At 26.2% G+C, this 18,876-nt stretch carries 18 protein-coding genes; 2 read left to right on the forward strand and 16 right to left on the reverse strand.

What is annotated here, in order from left to right; genetic code table 4:
* The 16 genes from gltX to SFLOR_RS05745 form a co-directional block, all read right to left on the reverse strand.
* A complete protein-coding gene (gene gltX / locus SFLOR_RS05670) occupies positions 1-1,428 on the reverse strand; it encodes a glutamate--tRNA ligase (RefSeq protein ID WP_100917096.1) in 1,428 nt (475 codons plus the stop codon).
* Between the two features lies 1 nt (position 1,429).
* Positions 1,430-1,903: a 2-C-methyl-D-erythritol 2,4-cyclodiphosphate synthase gene (gene ispF, locus SFLOR_RS05675; protein WP_100917097.1), complete on the reverse strand. Its 474-nt coding sequence runs from the start codon at positions 1,901-1,903 to the stop codon at positions 1,430-1,432.
* A 75-nt stretch (positions 1,904-1,978) separates the two neighbouring features.
* Positions 1,979-3,076 (reverse strand): redox-regulated ATPase YchF, encoded by a 1,098-nt coding sequence (gene ychF / locus SFLOR_RS05680; RefSeq protein ID WP_100917098.1) that lies wholly within the window; start codon positions 3,074-3,076, stop codon positions 1,979-1,981.
* A gap of 1 nt (position 3,077) precedes the next feature.
* Complete coding sequence (locus SFLOR_RS05685) at positions 3,078-3,263, reverse strand: DUF951 family protein (protein ID WP_100917099.1); 186 nt, start codon at positions 3,261-3,263, stop codon at positions 3,078-3,080.
* Positions 3,253-4,125, reverse strand: coding sequence for a ParB/RepB/Spo0J family partition protein (locus tag SFLOR_RS05690; RefSeq protein ID WP_100917100.1), 873 nt, complete (start codon positions 4,123-4,125; stop codon positions 3,253-3,255). The genes SFLOR_RS05685 and SFLOR_RS05690 overlap by 11 nt, the downstream gene beginning before the upstream one ends.
* The gene (locus tag SFLOR_RS05695; protein WP_100917101.1) at positions 4,112-4,885 is read right to left on the reverse strand and encodes a ParA family protein; all 774 of its coding nucleotides are present in this window, start codon (positions 4,883-4,885) and stop codon (positions 4,112-4,114) included. Before SFLOR_RS05695 ends, SFLOR_RS05690 begins: the two co-directional genes overlap by 14 nt.
* A gap of 40 nt (positions 4,886-4,925) precedes the next feature.
* Positions 4,926-5,621: a 16S rRNA (guanine(527)-N(7))-methyltransferase RsmG gene (gene rsmG, locus SFLOR_RS05700; RefSeq protein WP_100917102.1), complete on the reverse strand. Its 696-nt coding sequence runs from the start codon at positions 5,619-5,621 to the stop codon at positions 4,926-4,928.
* Positions 5,622-5,667: 46 nt separating this feature from the next.
* Complete coding sequence (locus tag SFLOR_RS05705; RefSeq protein ID WP_100917103.1) at positions 5,668-7,254, reverse strand: APC family permease; 1,587 nt, start codon at positions 7,252-7,254, stop codon at positions 5,668-5,670.
* Complete coding sequence (locus tag SFLOR_RS05710; RefSeq protein ID WP_100917104.1) at positions 7,238-8,785, reverse strand: APC family permease; 1,548 nt, start codon at positions 8,783-8,785, stop codon at positions 7,238-7,240. The genes SFLOR_RS05705 and SFLOR_RS05710 overlap by 17 nt, the downstream gene beginning before the upstream one ends.
* A gap of 4 nt (positions 8,786-8,789) precedes the next feature.
* Positions 8,790-10,667, reverse strand: a complete 1,878-nt coding sequence (gene mnmG, locus SFLOR_RS05715; protein WP_100917105.1) for a tRNA uridine-5-carboxymethylaminomethyl(34) synthesis enzyme MnmG — start codon at positions 10,665-10,667, stop codon at positions 8,790-8,792.
* 16 nt (positions 10,668-10,683) lie between these two features.
* Positions 10,684-12,198 carry a methionine--tRNA ligase gene (metG, locus tag SFLOR_RS05720; RefSeq protein WP_100917106.1) on the reverse strand — a complete coding sequence of 505 codons (1,515 nt, stop codon included), beginning with the start codon at positions 12,196-12,198 and terminating at the stop codon, positions 10,684-10,686.
* A gap of 2 nt (positions 12,199-12,200) precedes the next feature.
* Positions 12,201-12,713, reverse strand: coding sequence for a phosphoribosyltransferase (locus SFLOR_RS05725; RefSeq protein WP_100917107.1), 513 nt, complete (start codon positions 12,711-12,713; stop codon positions 12,201-12,203).
* A gap of 2 nt (positions 12,714-12,715) precedes the next feature.
* Positions 12,716-14,011, reverse strand: a complete 1,296-nt coding sequence (purB, locus tag SFLOR_RS05730) for an adenylosuccinate lyase (protein WP_100917108.1) — start codon at positions 14,009-14,011, stop codon at positions 12,716-12,718.
* 15 nt (positions 14,012-14,026) lie between these two features.
* On the reverse strand, positions 14,027-15,316 hold the full coding sequence (locus tag SFLOR_RS05735; RefSeq protein WP_100917109.1) for an adenylosuccinate synthase: 1,290 nt from the start codon (positions 15,314-15,316) through the stop codon (positions 14,027-14,029).
* 9 nt (positions 15,317-15,325) lie between these two features.
* The gene (pth, locus tag SFLOR_RS05740) at positions 15,326-15,886 is read right to left on the reverse strand and encodes an aminoacyl-tRNA hydrolase (protein ID WP_100917110.1); all 561 of its coding nucleotides are present in this window, start codon (positions 15,884-15,886) and stop codon (positions 15,326-15,328) included.
* 1 nt (position 15,887) lies between these two features.
* Positions 15,888-16,925 carry a ribose-phosphate diphosphokinase gene (locus SFLOR_RS05745; protein WP_100917111.1) on the reverse strand — a complete coding sequence of 346 codons (1,038 nt, stop codon included), beginning with the start codon at positions 16,923-16,925 and terminating at the stop codon, positions 15,888-15,890.
* Between the two features lie 224 nt (positions 16,926-17,149).
* On the opposite strand from SFLOR_RS05745, the gene SFLOR_RS05750 reads away from it, so the two are divergent.
* Entirely contained in the window at positions 17,150-18,682 is a 1,533-nt protein-coding gene (locus tag SFLOR_RS05750; protein ID WP_100917112.1) for an ABC-F family ATP-binding cassette domain-containing protein, read from the forward strand.
* 28 nt (positions 18,683-18,710) lie between these two features.
* Positions 18,711-18,869 carry a hypothetical protein gene (locus SFLOR_RS05910; protein WP_157806967.1) on the forward strand — a complete coding sequence of 53 codons (159 nt, stop codon included), beginning with the start codon at positions 18,711-18,713 and terminating at the stop codon, positions 18,867-18,869.
* Positions 18,870-18,876 lie beyond the last annotated feature (7 nt).

An 18,876-nucleotide genomic window follows, 5' to 3' on the forward strand; every position in this document is an offset into this window, starting at 1 on the left:
TTACTTAAAGCTATTTATATTAGTTAAGACTTTTTCTTTACCAATTAAATTTATTGTTTTTGCTAATTCAGGACCATGCTCACTTAAAGTTGTATATATTCTTACTGGCATAAATAATTCTCTACCCTTTTTTTCAAACCTATTACCAGTCTCTTTAATTAATATTTTAATATTTTCTTCTGTAAAATCTTTTATATTTTCAATTTCTTTTGCTAAAAATGACATCATTTCCTTTAAATTTGCAAACTCTTTTAAAGTCTCTTTAGTTTTAATATCTAATTGCTTATCAAAAAATATATCTAAATGTTCATTTATTTGTAAACCATATTCTAGTTCTTTTTTAAAAAGTAATAAAACTGAATTTATTCATAATTCATTTTTTTCCTTTAAATTAAACTTAGTTTGATCAACAAAACTAATTATAAACTTTACATAATCTTCTTCAGACATTTTTTTAATTCATTGACTATTAATTCATTTCATTTTTACCATATCAAAAGTACTTGGTGATTTTGAAAATCTCTTTTCATCAAAAATTTTTATTAGCTCCTCTTTTGAAAAAATTTCTTGCTCATTGTTAGGACTTCACCCTAACAATGAAATGTAATTAAAAATTGCTTGAGGAAGATATCCCTGATCTCTATATTGAGAAATAAAAAACATTGCATTTCCACTTCTTTTTGAAAGTTTTTTCTTAGTTTCATCAACAATTAAAGTTAAATGACAAAAAGTAGGTTCTTTTCAACCAAAAGCTTCATAAATCATACATTGTCTTGGAGTATTTGATATATGTTCTTCTCCTCTTACAACATGTGTTATTTGCATATCATAATCATCAATTACAACAGCAAAATTGTATGTTGCAATTCCATTTGATTTTAAAATCACAAAATCTCCAATTTCTTTTGAGTTGAACTCAACATTTCCCCGAACAACATCATTTATCTTGTAAATCTTATTTTCAGGAACTTTAAATCTTATATTAAATGGTTTTGAATTATCTTCAATTTTATTTAGCAAACACTTTCGATTGTATTGAGGAGCTAGAATTCCTTTTGCTAATTGAAGTTCACGATCTTTTTCTAATTCTTCAGCTGTACAATAACATTTATAAGCCATATTTTTTTCAATTAATTTATTAGCATATTCTTTATATACATCAAATTTTTCAGATTGCATATATTTTCCATAGTTACTTTTTGGATTTCTAAATGACTCATCTGGAGTTATTCCTAATCACTCCATATTATCAAATTGTGATTCAATTGCTCCATTCACATTTCGTTCTATATCAGTATCTTCTATTCTTAAAATAAAATCTCCATCATAATGTTTTGCAAATAAATAATTCATTAATGCAGTTCTTGTATTTCCAATATGTAAAAAGCCTGTTGGACTTGGTGCATATCTAAGTCTAAATTTATTCATATTATTTTTCCTCACTTTTATAAACTAAAATATTACAATAACTTGTAATTATATTTGGAAAGTTATTTTCTGTTGTTGTAGCTTTAACAGATATTTGATTCAGTTTTATATTTAAAATTTTTGAAAGATTTTCTTTTATCTTAAATTTTCATTCAGTCAGTTTAGGATTATCTAGTTCAACTAAAATATCAATATTAGATATTTTATAATTATTTTCAAACAATATTTTTTGTGCATCTTCTAACATTAATAATGAGTTGAAATTTTTTTCCATATTTTTTGAATTATAATTCTCTCCAAGATCTTCTAATCCCATTGAACCAAAAATTGATTCTGCAAGGGAATGAATTATAACATCACCATCACTATAGGCATTAACTGCTTTACAAGAAGGTATTTCTATTCCTCCAAGAATAATTTTATTGCCTTCAATTAAGTTATGGGTATCTTTTGAAAAACCAACTTTAAATATCATAATAACTCCTTATAACAAAATGATTATAAAATAAAAAACGATTTATATCTAATTTAGTTAATAAATCGTAAAATTTTATTTATTAAATTTAAAAAAGCACACGTCTCCATCTTGAACAATATAGTTTTTTCCTTCAAGCTTAATTTTTCCACTATTTTTAAGTGCTTGTTCATCACCAAGTTCAAATATATCTTCACATTTATAAACATCTGCTTTAATAAATCCTTTTTCAAAATCTGTGTGAATAATACCTGCACATTGAGGAGCAGTTGAACCTTCTTTGAACTGTCACCCTCTTGCTTCTTGTGGACCACAAGTGAAATAAGTTTTCAAATCAAGAGTTGAATAAGCTGCTCTAATTAATTGTTCCAACCCTGATGTTTCAATTCCTGCATCTTGTAAAAATACTTCTTTATCATTTTTATCAAGCTCGCTTAACTCTTCTTCAATTTTTGCAGATATTTTAACAACTTGTGAATTACAAGATTGTGCATATTGTCTAACAAGTTTTACATACTCATTATCTTCTCTAACTTCATCTTCTCCAACATTTGCTACATAAATGATTTTTTTTGTAGTTAATAGTTGAAAAGATTTAATAGCTATTTTCTCTTCTTCTTCAAACTCTAATTTATTTAATAATTTACCTTCTGATAATTGATTTTCCAATTTCTTTAACAAGTTATATTCAAAAATAATATCTTTGTCTTTTGTTGATTTAAATTTTGGTTCAACTTTAGCAAGTCTTTTTTTAACACTTGCTTCATCTGCTAAAATTAATTCCAACTCTATTATTTCAATATCTCTAATTGGATCAACACTACCTTCAACATGAGTTATTTCTTTTGAATCAAAACATCTTATAACTTCACAAATTGCATCAGTTTCTCTAATATTAGCTAAAAAAGCATTTCCCAGACCTTCACCTTTACTTGCACCAGCTATTAATCCTGCAATATCAACAAATTCAATAGTAGTATAAATAGTTTTTTTAGAATTAAATATAGTTGCTAATTTATCTAGTCTTCAATCAGGAACTTCTACAACTCCAACGTTAGGTTCTATTGTTGCAAAAGGATAATTTGCAGCTTCAACTTTTGAATTTGTAATTGCATTAAATAAAGTTGATTTTCCAACATTTGGTAAACCCACTATTCCAACTTGTAATCCCATATTAATTTTCACTTTCTATTTTTTTTATACTTTTAATAAGAGAATCTTTTGTAAATTCCAATATTAAATCTTTATTAATATTAGATTGTAATTTATATATACTTCCAACTCTTATAACAATTCAAAAAACTGTTTTACTTGGGTGAGTTTTTTTTAAATAAATTTTATCTCCAATACTAATCTTCATCTGTTAATCCTAATAACTCTAATATTCTATTTAAATCATCATCACTTGAAAATCTAATTGTTAATTTTCCACTATCAATTGTAACTTTTGTTCCAAGTCTTCTCATTATTTTATTTTCAGTGTAAATGACTGCTGGATTTTTAGGAACATTTAATTTTTCAGTTTCATTTGAATTATTATTTTTAATTAATTGTTCAATTGCTCTTGCTGTTAAATCCTGTTCTAAAATTTTTTTAAAAATTGAGTCTAATAGTTGTTCATTATTAATAATTGAAAGTAATGGTTTGGCTTGACCCATAGTAACTTTTCTTTGTAACATCGCATCTTGAACTTTTTGAGGTAAGTTTAAAAGTCTCATAATGTTTGCAACATGTGATCTTGATTTACCAACTCTTATTGCAATTTCTTCTTGTTTCAATTTTAAATTTGTTGATAATTTTTTATAAGCAACTGCTTCTTCTATATCAAGTAAGTCTACTCTTTGAATATTTTCAATAATAGCAAACTCTTCCATTTGATCTGAACTAAGTTCTAAAATTATAGCAGGAATTTCTTTTAATCCCGCTATTTTTGCAGCTCTTGTTCTTCTTTCTCCTGCTACTATTTCATTTTGATTATTAATGATTATTGGTTGAATAATGCCATGAATTTTAATTGATTCTGCAAGTTCGTTTAATTCTTCTTCTTCAAAAGTTTTTCTTGGTTGAAATGGATTTGGCTTTAATAAATCAATACTAATCATAGTTTTGCTTTTATTAACTTTTTCTTTATCATTTTCAATACCACCAATTATGTCTGAAACTGATTCTCCAAAAATATCATCTAATCCTTTGAAATTATATTTTCCTTTAGTTTTGGCCATTTTCTTTTAGCACCTCTTTTACAAAATCAATATAGGCAATTGCTCCTGCTCCATTTTTATCATATTCATAAATTGATTTACCTTCCATTGAAGATTCAGAAATCTTAATATTTCTTGGTATAACTGACTTATAAACTTTTGGTCCAAAAGTTTTCATTATTTCTTCTAAAACATCATGAGCTAATCTTGTACGTGAGTCAAACATTGTCACTAAAACACCTTCAATTGTTAAATTAGGATTTAATGTTTCTTTAACTTTTTTAATAGTTCTTAAAAGTTGTGCCACCCCATGCATTGCATAATGTTCTGCTTGAATAGGAATTAAAACTGTATCAGAAATAGCTAAACCATTTCTATTTATTAATCCTAAACTTGGCGGACAGTCAATAATAATAAAATCATATAAGCTTGATATTTTTTCTATTTCATCTCTTAGAATATTTTGATTATTTGTTTTTTGTTCTAATAAAATTAAGTCAACAGCTGCAACGTCAATTGAACTTGGAGCTAAGTCTATATTTGGTTTAATATTTTTTATTATTACTTCTGAAAGTTGCTTTTGACCAGTAAATACATGATACATGCTTAAAGTATTACTATCTATCTCAAATCCAACACCAGTAGTTGCATTAAATTGAGGATCCATATCTATAAGTAGAACTTTTTTATTTGCTAAAGCAAGCCCGCAAGCTAAGTTTACTGATGTAGTTGTTTTACCAACCCCACCTTTTTGATTTGAAATTGAAATTACTTTTGTCATAAATTACCTCTCATAATGATTATTATACCCTAAATCTATTCTATTTTCCCAGTGGTCTTTTTCTTATTTGACTATAAAGTCTTGGGTATTCAATTGAAGTTGAACTATTTTTAATATAAAAAAGATTATTTCTTTCACCCAGTATATCATCTTCATAGTTTTGTTTTTTTTGTAAACTTAAACCAAGTTTAGTTTCTTGACCATTTAATTCATTTAATTCATTTGCAATGTTTTTTGATTTTAAACAGATAAATGTTCCTTTAATTTTAAGAGCTTGAACACCAACTTCTAGTAAAATATTTAAAGGTGCCATTGCTCTTGAAATTATTACATCAAATTTTTCTTTATTTTCTACTGAATATTCTTCTGCTCTAACTTTTAAAGTTCAAATATTTTTTAAATCTAATTCTTTGATTACAGTATTTAGGAAATTGATTTTTTTTCCATTAGATTCTAATAAATATATTTTTGAGTTTGGAAACATTATTTTTAAAACAACTCCTGGAAAACCAGCTCCTGTTCCAATATCTAATATTTCTAAACCATCTGGATTAAAAACTTTTGTAAATATTAACGAGTCATAAAAATGCTTATCAATAATTTCTTGATCTTGTGTTATTGCAGTCAAATTATGTATTTTATTTTGCTCTTGAAGAATATTTTTATACTTTATTAAATCTTGTTTTTGTTTTTCTGTAAATACAATATTTAATTCCTCAAACTTATTTCAATTCATAATAAATACCTCCAATTTAAAAAAAAATAAAAAAGCTTATGCTTTTTTATTTTACATTAATTTTTGTTTTATATTTTTCTATTTCTTTTTCTTTATTATATTTAAATCAATTTCTAGGTTGAATTCTTAAATAAAAATCATTCTCATCAATATTTGATTTTGAAAGCAAACATTCATTGATGATTCAAACTATTTCAATTATTATAGAAAAGAATATTAAAAGAATTGGATCAATCATTTTTTCTTTGTCTTTAAACTTATTAATAAAAAAATCATAATATATATAGCCCATAACAATTATTAATATTGTTGTAGTAATTATACCAATAACAAATCCACCTTTAATTTTATTTACTTCAACTTTATTTGTTCTTCTATTATGAAGAACTGCAATCATTAAAATTAAATATACAATGAAAGCAAACATTACTGTACTGTTAGAAGAATAATCTGCAACAAGAAAATAATTTATTTCATGTGTTCCATTTGGATCAGATGCAAAACCAATTGATATAGAGATAATTAAAAATAAAGTATAGATAGAAAGAGTTATTGCCATTCCTATGTAACCTGCTTTGATATAACTGATTTTTTCACTTCTAGATTTAGTATAAATGAATCCTTCTTCCACAGCTGATTGAACTGTTTTTGGAATAAGTGTAGTATAACCATTTACAGTTGTTACTAAAGTACAAGCTATTATTATTTTAAAAATAAGTGCAGCTCAAGGAGATTTTATAAATAAATTATCAAAGAAATTAAATACATTACCATCTTCTGCTCCCAAAAATATAGCTACAGTAATAATTGTATAAAATAATGTAACTGCAATTATTGCTGAAAGCATTGCTGGGGGAACAACTTCTTTATGTTCACAATCTTTTTGCAATGTAGCTGCATATATAAATCCATCAAATGCAAATAATATAGGAACAATAGTTGCAAAAAAAGGACTGATTCCAAAACTATTAATAGTTGAATGCTCTGGATTAAATGAATTATTTGCAGAAGGATTAAGTATGAATAATGTAAAACCACCAATAACTACAGAAATTAAAGGAATGAATTTAACTATTGTAAATATACTTTGAATTATTCTACTTGGTTTATGTGTATAAATATTCATTAACGAGAAACTAACTAAAAGTAGTGTTGATAAAATTAATTTAATTATCATAAGTTCTACTCGTCCTATTTTTTCAACTAAGAAAATACCTGTTGTTGAATGATAAAAAATATCGATTCCATTAAAAAGAGTATTTATTGTAAAAAGAGCACCTAGCCCAGCTAAAATTGGAAGATACATGCATATATATAAAATAGAACACATAGATGCTGTTTTTCTATTTATAAATGTATTTGCTCAACTTTGTGCAGTTGAATGTCCTAACTTAGTTTTTGAAGAAGCTGCTTCAATGAAAGTAAGCATAATTAATGAACACAGCACACCTATAAATATTCAAACGCAAAGAGCTAGATATGGATTATTGCCAGCTTGTGACAAAACTCCGTTTTCACCAGCATTTTTTAAGTAAATCCCACTACCAACAACAATACCAAAAACCATTGAAAAAATAGTGAAAAACTCAAATGCTTTATTTTTTCTTTTATTTGATTTATTTACCTTTATCATTTTTAAGTTCCTTTCTATTTTTAAAATCTTCTAAACATTTTTGTCTGTCGTACTTAAATCAATTTTTAGGATTTATTCTAAAATAAAAATCATTTTCTTCAATATTATTTTTTGAAATAATAACTTCATTAATAATTCAAGCTATAGCAAGAATTATTACAAAAACTAATCACATTAAAGGAGCAACTAAATCATCTCCTTTAATAATTGGATTTAAAATATTGAAATAATGAATAAGAGCAAGCATAAGTATTAACATTGAACAAGAAAATACACCCGCAAAATAAGCACCTCTAATTTTTCGAATTTCAACTCTTTTTGTTTTTCTATTTCTTAGCATTTGTATTAAAATTGGTAAATTTAATAAATAAACTATTATTATTGTTGAATCAGATGATAAATAAGCTGTAAATAAGTAATCATTTTCTAAAAGTAAGCCAGAAGCAACAAAACTAATAAAAAATACTGAAACTATTGCCATTGCAATTCAACTAGATTTTACTTTTGATAATTCTGCTCCGTTTTTTGAATGAATAAATTTCTCTTCAATTGAAGCTCTTATAACTAATGGGTAAATTACACTATATGCATTAACCATTGTAAGTAACGTTATTGTTATTATTAAATTAAACGCAAAGTGAGCTCTAGGATCTACTTTTTCAAAAATATTTAATATGTTTCCATCACTTGCTCCCATAAAAATTGCAATAGTAATAACTATATAAAATACTGACACTGCAACTATTCCTGTCATCATTGCAGGAGCAACAACCTCTTTATGTTCACAATCTTTTTGTATTGCAGCTGAATCTAAAAATCCATCAAAAGCAAACATTATTGGAACCATGGTCATAAATATATTACTAAATTTAAAAGGCTTTACATTTTCAGGACTAAATGAACTTTCATTGCCCATTGCAAAGAAAGTAATTCCTGCTATAAGAACAGTTAGTAAAGGTATAAACTTTAGAAATGACAATACTGTTTGTAGTATCTTTCCTGGTTTTGAACTGTAAGTATTCATAATTTGAAATAAGAACAATACAATTGCAGATACAAGTATTTCAATAGTAACTCTAAGCTCATAAGACATTAATTGAGCTTGAGAATCTCCAGTTGAAAATTTATGAATAATATCTAAAGATTGAAAAAAGCTACTAGTTGTGAACAGAGCTCCTATTATTATTAATACAGGTAAGTAAATTAATGCATAAAGAATTGTAACAAGAGAGCCATATCTTCTTCCAACAAATCTTCCTGCTCATGCAGTTAGTGTATTGTGTTCACCTTTTTTTGTTGAGCTTGATATTTCAATAAAAGTCAACATCATCATACAACAAAAAACTGCAATTAAAGTTCAAATAGATATAGCAAGATATGGATTATCTCCTGCTTTTGCCAAAACTCCATTATCACCTGCATTTTTTAAATAAATTCCACTACCAACAACAATACCAAAAGTCATTGAAAATACAGAAAGAAACTCAAATATTTTATTTTTAGTTTTATTCTTTTTATTTACCTTTATCATATTTTTATACCCCGTTATATTTTTTCTTTAAGTGAAATAAAAGCATTTGAATATCTGCAGGATTTACTCCAGTTATTCTTGATGCTTGACCTATTGAATTTGGTCTAACTCTCTCAAGTTTTTGTCTTGCTTCAACAGCAATATTTTCAACTTTTGAATAATCTATATCTTTAGGTATTTGTTTATTTTCTAGTTTAATAAATTTATCAATTGTTTCATTTTCTTTTTTAATATAACCTTCAAATCTAATTAAAATTAGCAGTGTTTGAAGTTGTTGTTTTGATAGAGTATTTAATTCTTTAATGTACTTTTTAAAAATATTAATATCCACTTTAGGTTGTTTCAAAATTTCAAAAGCACTAAATCCTTGATTAAGATTTGCTTGATCTTTTTCTTTTAATTCTATGGCCAATTCACTTTTAGGACTGAACCTAATTTCTTTTAATAATTCTATTTGCTCATAAATTTCTTTTTCAAATTTTTGATGTTCATTTCATTCTTCTTCAGTTATTAGTCCAATTTCATAACCATATTTTTTTAATCTAATTTCTGAATTATCATTTCTTAAAGTTAATCTATTCTCTGCTCTACTGGTAAGAAGTCTATAAGGTTCAATTACACCTTTATTAATTAGATCATCAATCATAACTCCAATATATGACTCATTTCTTTTTAAAATTAATGGGTCTTTATTATCAATTTTTCTTACAGCATTTATTCCAGCAATTAATCCCTGGCCTGCAGCCTCTTCATAACCACTTGTTCCATTAATTTGACCAGCTAAAAATAGGTTTTCAACTAATTTTAATTCTAATGATAATTTTAATTGTTGAGGATCAACACAATCATATTCAATTGCATATGCTCACTTATCAACTATAACATTTTCAAAACCTGGTAAACTTCTTAACATTTTATCTTGAATTTCAATAGGCATTGAAGTTGAAAAACCTTGTACATAAAATGTATCAAGTGATTTTGATTCTGGTTCTAAAAATATTTGATGAGTTTCTTTTGTATTGAATCTCACAATTTTATCTTCAAAACTTGGACAATATCTTGGTCCTATAGATTCAATTTCTCCTGAATACATTGCAGATTTGTATAAGTTATCTTCGATTATTTTTTTTGTATCAGAAGTTGAATGAATTAAATAGCAAACTTCTTGATCTTCAAAAGGTACAAATTTTTTTGTAGAGAAAGAAAACGCTAGATTTTCATTTGTTCCTGGTTCAATAATTGCTTTTGATAAATCAATTGAGCTTTTTTTAACTCTTGGTGGTGTTCCAGTTTTAAATCTAAAAGTTTTTAAACCAAGTTTAACCAAAGTCTGACTTAAAGATTTTGTAGTAATTTCATCATTTGGTCCACTTTCATATTTTTCTTCACCTCTATAAATTAAAGATGACAAATATGTGCCTGTTGTTAAAACAACAGATTGACAAAATATTTCATTTCCATCCTCTAATAAAACAGATTTAACTTTATTTGTTGAATCCAAAGTTATATCCTTAACTATTCCTATATATAGTTCTAGATTTTTTTGATTCTCTACAACTTTTTGCATATATTTTGAATATTCAATTTTATCAGATTGAGCTCTTAAAGCTCAAATACCTGGTCCTCTTGATGAATTTAATAGTTTCATTTGCAAGGCAGTAGCATCTGCTGCTTTTCCCATTTCTCCACCTAATGAATCTATTTCTCTAACCACAATTCCTTTCGCAGGACCTCCAATTGATGGATTGCAAGGCATTGTTGCTATTTTATCTCTATATAAATTTACTAGAATTGTTTTTTTTCCTAGTCTTGCAGCTGCAAGTGCAGCTTCTACTCCAGCATGCCCTGCACCAACTACAACTATATCAGCTTGCATATGCATGCCTCCATTCTAAAAATTATTTTATTCTTTCAAATAAAACTAATTTATTTATAATTTTGTCATAATCAAAATTATCTTTTATATTATTAAAATTTATTAACTCTGGTTTTAATCCCATTTGTTCAATCATACCTGGATAAGTTTTTACTAAAATAGGTTTTAAAAGATAAGAAATAATTATAATGTTTTTTTGCAATACAGATAATACTTCCAAAAGTTCATCTGTTTTACCTTCTTTTTCTAATGCTCAGGGTTTTGAATCTTCAATGAATTTATTACATTCTTGACCTAAACGTAAAACAACTTGAGTTGCTTCAGACATATTATATACATCCATTAATTTTTTATATTCTTCAATTGTTTCAAAGCCTTTTTTAATTAATCAATGTTTTGAGATATCTATTTTAGGAAGTTGACCGTCAAAATATTTTATAATCATATTTGAAACTCTTGATATCAAATTTCCAAGATTATTTGCAAGATTATTATTAAATGATTCAACAAAAAGTTCATCTGTAAAACTTCCATCTTTATCTGTTGGTAAATTATTTATTATATAAAATCTTAATGCATCACTTGAATACTTTTTAATAATTTCAATTGGATCTAAAACATTTCCAATTGATTTAGACATTTTTTTATCTCCACTTAAAATTCATCCATGTGATAACAATTTATCTGGAGTTTTAAGTCCTAATGAATGCAACATTACAGGTCAATAAATTGAATGAAATCTTGTAATTTCTTTTCCAATTATTTGCAAAATTTCTGTATCTTTACTTCAGAATTTTTTTAATAAATCATCATTTTTAGACTTAAATCCCAATGCTGTAATGTAATTTGAAAGAGCATCAAGTCATACATAAATAACATGTTTTGGATTTTCATTAATCTGAATTCCTCAATTAAAGCTTACCCGTGTAACTGATAAATCTTCTAAATCATTGTTTATAAAATTATTTAACATTTCTTTTTTTCTTGGTTCAGGCTCTAAAAAATTGGTTTCAAATAATTCTTGCAGATATTTTTGAAACTTTGACACTCTTAACATATATGTTTCTTCTTCAAAATCTATAGCTTCTTTACCACAAATTGTATGATGAAATGTTTCATCCATTTGTTCTACTGTTAAAAATTCCTCACAACTTATGCAATACTTTCCTTTGTAAGTTGAAGGATAAATTAAATCTTTTTCTAATAAATCAGTAAATATTTCTTTTACAGCAAAAATATGATCTTCATCAGTTGTTCTGATAAAACGATCATAGTCAATATCTAAAATTTTTCACAAATCAATAAAATTTTTCACAATTTGATCAACGTATTTTTTTGGAGGTAAATTATTTTCCTTCGCCTTTTGTTCAATTTTTTGTCCATGCTCATCAGAACCTGTTAAAAAGAAAACTTTATATCCACTTTCTTTTTTATATCTAGCAACAACATCAGCTAATGTTGTTGTATATGCATGACCTATGTGCAGATTTCCACTTGGATAGTAAATTGGTGTAGTTACATAAAATGTTTTTTTCATAATTATTCTTCTATTGAAAGACTATATATACCTTTTAGTCCTCTGTAACTTTCATTATAAGTTAGTCCATATCCAACAATAAATACATCTTCTAATTTAAATAAAGATGTACTTTCTAGATGAACAGTTCTTTCTTTATTATTTTTTTCAATTAAGTTTAAAATTTGTACATTTGCTGGTTCTTCTTTTTTCACTAAATTATATAATTTTTCCAGTCTAGTTCCTTTGTTTAAAATATCGTTTGCAATTAAAACGTTTTTTCCTTTTAAAGTTTTCTTTAAACCTAAATCTATTAACAATTCTTCATTTTCGTTATATGTAGTTACAAATTGAATTGTTGCATCAATTGGTAACTCTCTAATTAAATCTGCTATAAAAATGAATGAAGTTGAAAGTTCTGCAACAATAATTAATTGTTGATCTTCATATCTCTTACCTATATCAGTTCCAGCTTTAGTAATTGCAGCTTTAATTTCCTCTTCTGTAATTAAAGTAATTAACTTTTGATTTTCCATGATTATTTCATCACCCTTCTAAAAATTTTTTCTACATTTCTTTTGAAAAAATTAATATCAAAAAGATCATTTAATTCTTTTTCCTCTGAAATAAAATTTTTAATTCCATTTTTAAGTAAAATTTCTTTGAAATCTTTTTTTGTTTTTTGACATTCCAAAGTACATTTTTGAATGAAATCATAAACTTCTTCTCTTGAAAAATTATATTTCATTAAAATATACGTAAGTATTCTTTGACTATAAAATATCCCTTTTTGTTCATTAATATGTAACTCGATTTTATCTTTATTTATTACCAAATCATTTATTGTTGAAGTCATTCTTTTTGATACATAAGTAATTATATTATAAATATCTGGAAAAACCAGTCTTTCATTGGAACTATGAGATATATCTCTTTCATGTCATAAAACATTATTTTCAAAAGCTATATTTACAAAAGATCTTGCATATCTAGATAAACCACAAATATTTTCAGAACTTATTGGGTTTTTTTTATGAGGCATTGAACTTGAACCTTTTTGTTTATCTCCAAAACCTTCACATATTTCTTGTACTTCACTTCTTTGAAAATGTCTTATTTCTGTAGCTATTTTTTCCAAAGTTGATGCAATATTTGCTATTACAGATATTAAAAAAGCGTGTCTATCTCTTTGAGTAACTTGAGTAGAAATATTGTCTAAATTTAAATCCATTGCATTTGCAACATATTCTTCAATTTCAATTTCTAAATTTGCATAATTACCCATTGATCCAGATACTTTAGCAACTTCTATTTGCTTTCTTGCTAAATTTAATCTCTCAATTTGTCTATTTATTTCATCAAATCATAGTAAAAATTTTAACCCAAGTGATGTAGGCTCTCCATACATCCCATGTGTTCTTCCCATTATAATTATTTCTTTTGTTTCTTGTGCTTTTTGCTTAATAGCTTCACTTAATTTAATTAGTACATTTTCTAAGATTTTATTTGATTCTTGAATCATTTTATTTTGAGCTGTATCAACAATATCTGTTGAAGTTAACCCAAGATGAATTCATTTTTTTTCTGATCCAAGATTTTCAGAAATCATTCTAGTGAATGCTACAACGTCATGTTTTGTTTCTTGTTCAATTTCAAGCATTCTTTTAAAATCTACTTTTGCTTTACTATTGATTTTATCTGCTTCTTGTTTTGGAATAACTCCCAACTCAACTCAAGCATTAACAACTTGCTTTTCAACTTCTAATCAAATATTTAATTTATTAGTATCTGATCAAATTTCTTCTATTTCTTTAATTGCATAACGTTCTATCATTTTTATTAACCTCCACTAAAAGATATTTTCAAGTATTATTGTTTGTTTTCTATCTGGTCCTACTGAAAAACCAACAACATTTACTTCACATATTTTTTCAATCATTTTTAAATATTTTTTTGCAGCGTCAGGTAATTGATCAAATGAAGTTACTTTTGTAATATCTTCCTTTCATCCTGGATTTTTCATATAAATTGGTTTACATTTTTCATATTTTTGATTTGTGCTTGGAACAATATCAATTTCACGCCCATCAATTTCATATTTAACACAAATGTTAATTTCTTCAACACCTGAAAGAACATCAAGTAATGTTATAAAAATTGAATCTATTCCTGATGTTCTAATTGCGTGTTTTAAAGCAACTGCATCTAACCATCCAACTCTTCGTGGTCTTTTTGTGTTTGAACCATATTCATTACCACGTTCTCTAATTCCATCTCCGATTGTATCTTTCATTTCTGTTGGAAAGGCACCTGCACCTACTCTTGTTGAATAAGCCTTAACAACTCCCATTGTTGAATCAATTAATTTATGACTAATTCCACTTCCTATTGAAGCGTTATTTGCTGAAGTATTTGAACTTGTAACATATGGATATGTTCCATGATCAATATCAAGCAAAGCACCTTGTGCTCCTTCAAATAAAACTTTTTTGCCTTCTTTAATAGCTGATTCAATGAAAACTTCAGTATTAGTTATCTTATCTTTAATTTCATTGTATGCTGAGATCAAATCATTATAAGTTTTTTCAAAATCTAATGGCTCTACATTAAACATATTTTTCAAAAACTTCATTTGATAATCAAAAACTGTTTTAAATCTCTCTTTAAAGTTTTCATCTCCCAATTCACCAAGTCTAATTCCTAATCTAGAAGCTTTGTCTTGATATGCTGGTCCAATTCCTCTTTTTGTTGTTCCAATCTTATTTTCTCCACGAGATTCTTCTTGTGCTTCATCAATCTTTATATGATAAGGTAAAATTAATTGAACTCTATCTGAAATTAATAAATTCCCATGTTCAATTCCACTTTTTTTAATAATTTCAAATTCTTTTACTAAGTTTATTAAATTTACTACACAACCATTTGCAATAATATTTGTAACTCTTTTATTAAAAATTCCTGAAGGAACTATTGTAACTTTATGTTTTTGTCCATTAAAGTTTATTACATGACCTGCATTATCTCCACCAGCAAATCTAACAACTATATCTGCTATTTGAGCAAAATAGTCTGTCATTTTTCCTTTTCCTTCATCTCCTCATTGAGATCCAACAACAACTAATGAATTATATTTTTTCATTTTTTCTCCTTAATTAAACTTGTTCATAATTTTATTTAAATCATTTTCTAAAATAAAATCTTCAACAAAGTTTGATATATTTTTAATTTTTTCTTTAATTAAATTTATTTCTTCAACATTCATTTTTGATAATACCCAATCAACGATTTTGTATTGACCTGGTGAACCTATTCCAATTTTTAATCTATTAAAATTTTCTGTTTTTAAATGACTTATAATATTTTTAATTCCATTATGACCTGCAGAGCTTCCATTGTTTTTAAATCTAATATTTGAAAATTCTAAGTCTTTATCATCATAAATTACAATAAAATCTTTAATATCAATTTTGTAGTAACTCATAATTGAGATAACTGCTTCTCCAGATAAATTCATAAATGTTTGTGGTTTTACAAATAAAACTTTTTCTCCTTTAATATTTGAAAAATAAATTTTAGATTTAAAATCTTCTGTTTGTTTTTGAAAACCATACTTTTCTAATAAAACATCAATTGCAATAAAACCCGCATTGTGTCTTGTACTAGAATAATTATTTCCTGGATTACCTAATCCCACAATTAATTTTGACATATTATTTTTTAAATTCCTTTAAGTATTTTTCCACTCTTTTAACAATTTCATTTTGTTCGGCATTGTAAACTCCTGTTAAAGAAGATTCTTCATAAGAATTTTTTATCATTCTTGCTAATAAATTAGATACTGATATTATTTTTAAATTTTTAAATTTTCTTTCCTCAGAAATTTCAATTGTATCTGTAACAACAACTTGTTTTACAGTTCCATCATTTATTACTTTTTCCATTTTTGATACTGCCTCACCATTAAATAAACCATGACATGCAATTATATAAATTTCTTTTGCCCCTTGCTCTTTTAATGCCTCAGCACCTTTTATAATTGTTCCCCCTGTATCAATCATGTCATCGATAATAAAACAAGTTTTATCTTTAACATCACCTAATATAAACTCAACTTCAGCTTTATTTGGTTCTGGACGTCTTTTTGCAATAACAGCTATTCCATTTGTTATATTTCCTGTATATTTTGCAACACCATGAACTCTAGTTAAACCCCCATGGTCAGGTGACACTAAAATACAGTTTTCTGGATCTAATTTTTCTGAGATAATTGTATCTATTATTTCAGATGCAACTATTTGAGCAGTTGAAAAGTTATCAATGGGAATATTGAAAAAACCCATTATTTGAGCAGAGTGTAAATCAACAGTTATAACTCTATGTACTCCTGCTGTTTCAATTAGATTTGCAACTAATCTTGATGTAATTGGTTGTCTTCCTCTTGCTTTTCTATCTTGGCGAGCATATCCAAAATATGGTATTACAATATTTATTCTTGCAGCACTTGCTCTTTTAAATGCATCTACTGCTATCAATAATTCCATTAAATTATCATTTACTGGTTGATTTGTTGACTGAATAATATAAATTTCTTGACCTCTAACTGAATCAAGAGATTGAACGATCATTTCACCATCTAAAAACTTAGATGTTTTAGCTTCTGATTGCTGAACTCCTAAAATATCACAAATTTTTTTTGTTAAACTTTGATTTGATGACAAACCAAAAATCATAATTTCTTTTTTGTTCATATATAAATCTCCTTAAATATAATAACAAATTTTTATTACACCTGCTACACCTTCAAAATATACAAAATAAAAGGTTAAATAAAGAACTATTTTTTAAAGCAAAATAGTTAATTTTTTCAATTTACTATATAATTATTTTGACATTTAAAGATTTTTATCTTTAATATTAATCACTTTAAGTCTTAGGGACTTTTTTTATTACAAAAATTATGGAGGAAATAATTATGGGCTTAGTTTTTTTAGAAAATTTAACACATGCTAATGGAGGTAAAAAATTATATGATAATACTTCTTTTAGATTAAATAGAGGAGAACATATTGCATTAATTGGACCAAATGGTGCAGGTAAAACAACTTTATTAAATATAATAGCTGGTAAAATGTTAGCTGATAAAGGTGAATTGAAAATACACTCTAAAACAAAAATTGGATATTTAGACCAACATCAAGAAGTAAATCTTGAAGAAACAGTTGATTCTTATCTGAAAGGTGCTTTTTCAGAACTATTTGAACTTGAATCTAGAATGAATAAAATATATGAAGATATGGCAATTGAATATAAAGAAGAGGATCTTGTAAAGGCATTAGCTTATCAAGATACGCTAACTTTAAATGAATTTGATTCAATAGATAAAAAAATTGGTAACTTAGTTACAGGTTTAGGAATAGGATTAGAAAAGTTAGAAGCTAAAATGGGAGAACTTAGTGGGGGACAAAGAGGAAAAGTAATCTTAGCAAAACTTTTATTAAGTGGAGATGATTTCTTATTACTTGACGAACCTACAAACTTTTTAGATTTAGAACAAGTTAAATGACTTGCAAAGTTTTTACAATCTTTTGAAAAGGCTTTTATAATGGTTTCACATGACAATGATTTTATTAATAAAACTTGTGGAATTATTTATGCTTTAGATAATCTTAAACTTACAAGATATGTTGGTAATTATGATAAATATTTAGAAGAAGCAGAATTGCAAAAAGAACAATATGATAAAGCATTTATTTCTCAACAAAGAGAAATTAAAAAACTTGAAACATATGTTGCAAAAAATAAAGCTAGAGCATCAACTGCAAAGTCAGCACAATCAAGACAAAAGCAACTTGAAAAAATTGATGTTATGAAAGAAAGAAGAGACTTAACAAAACCAAAATTTAGTTTCTCATATAAAAGACCAAGTACAAATGTTATTGTAAAAGCAGAGAATTTAATAATAGGTTATGATTCTCCGCTTCTACATGCTTTAAACTTTGAATTAAGAGAGGGAGAAAAATGTATTATCAGTGGTAAAAATGGTATTGGTAAAACTACTTTTTTAAAAACTTTATCAACAGAAATACCTTCATTTGAAGGAGAAGTAAAATTAGGTACTGCTGTAGAGTATGCTTATTTTAAACAAATAGAAGATGTAAAAGGAATCACTCCTATACAATACTTAATGAATAAATTTGAAGATATAACAGACTCAGAAGCAAGATCTAAAATTGCTCAATTTGGTGTAAAAAGTGGTTTAATGATGCAACCTATGGAAAAACTTTCAGGGGGAGAGCAAACTAGAATTAGATTAGCTGCTTTAAGTATGATTCCATGTAGTTTATTGGTTTTGGACGAGCCTACAAATCATATTGATGTTTTAGCAAAAGAAGCACTATTAGAGGCAATTGAAAGTTTTAAAGGAACAGTTATTTTAACAACACATGATATTAACTTCTCTACAAATTGAGCCAATAAGACTTTGGATTTTTCAGATTTAGTGTAAAATATTTCTATATTTGGAGGTTCATACAATGAATAAAGAATTTGATTCATCTTGTTTTAAATGTGTTGAAGAAATGCAAAAATCAAAACAAGGTGGAGCTGCTGCAAGTATATTAGCTACAAAAATGCAACAAAATGTTGCTAATCAAGATTTAGATAGCATTCATGTTTGCAAAAGACATGCTTAAAAAAACT

This window comes from Spiroplasma floricola 23-6, from assembly GCF_002813555.1.
Classification (GTDB): Bacteria; Bacillota_I; Bacilli_A; order Mycoplasmatales; family Mycoplasmataceae; genus Spiroplasma_A; species Spiroplasma_A floricola.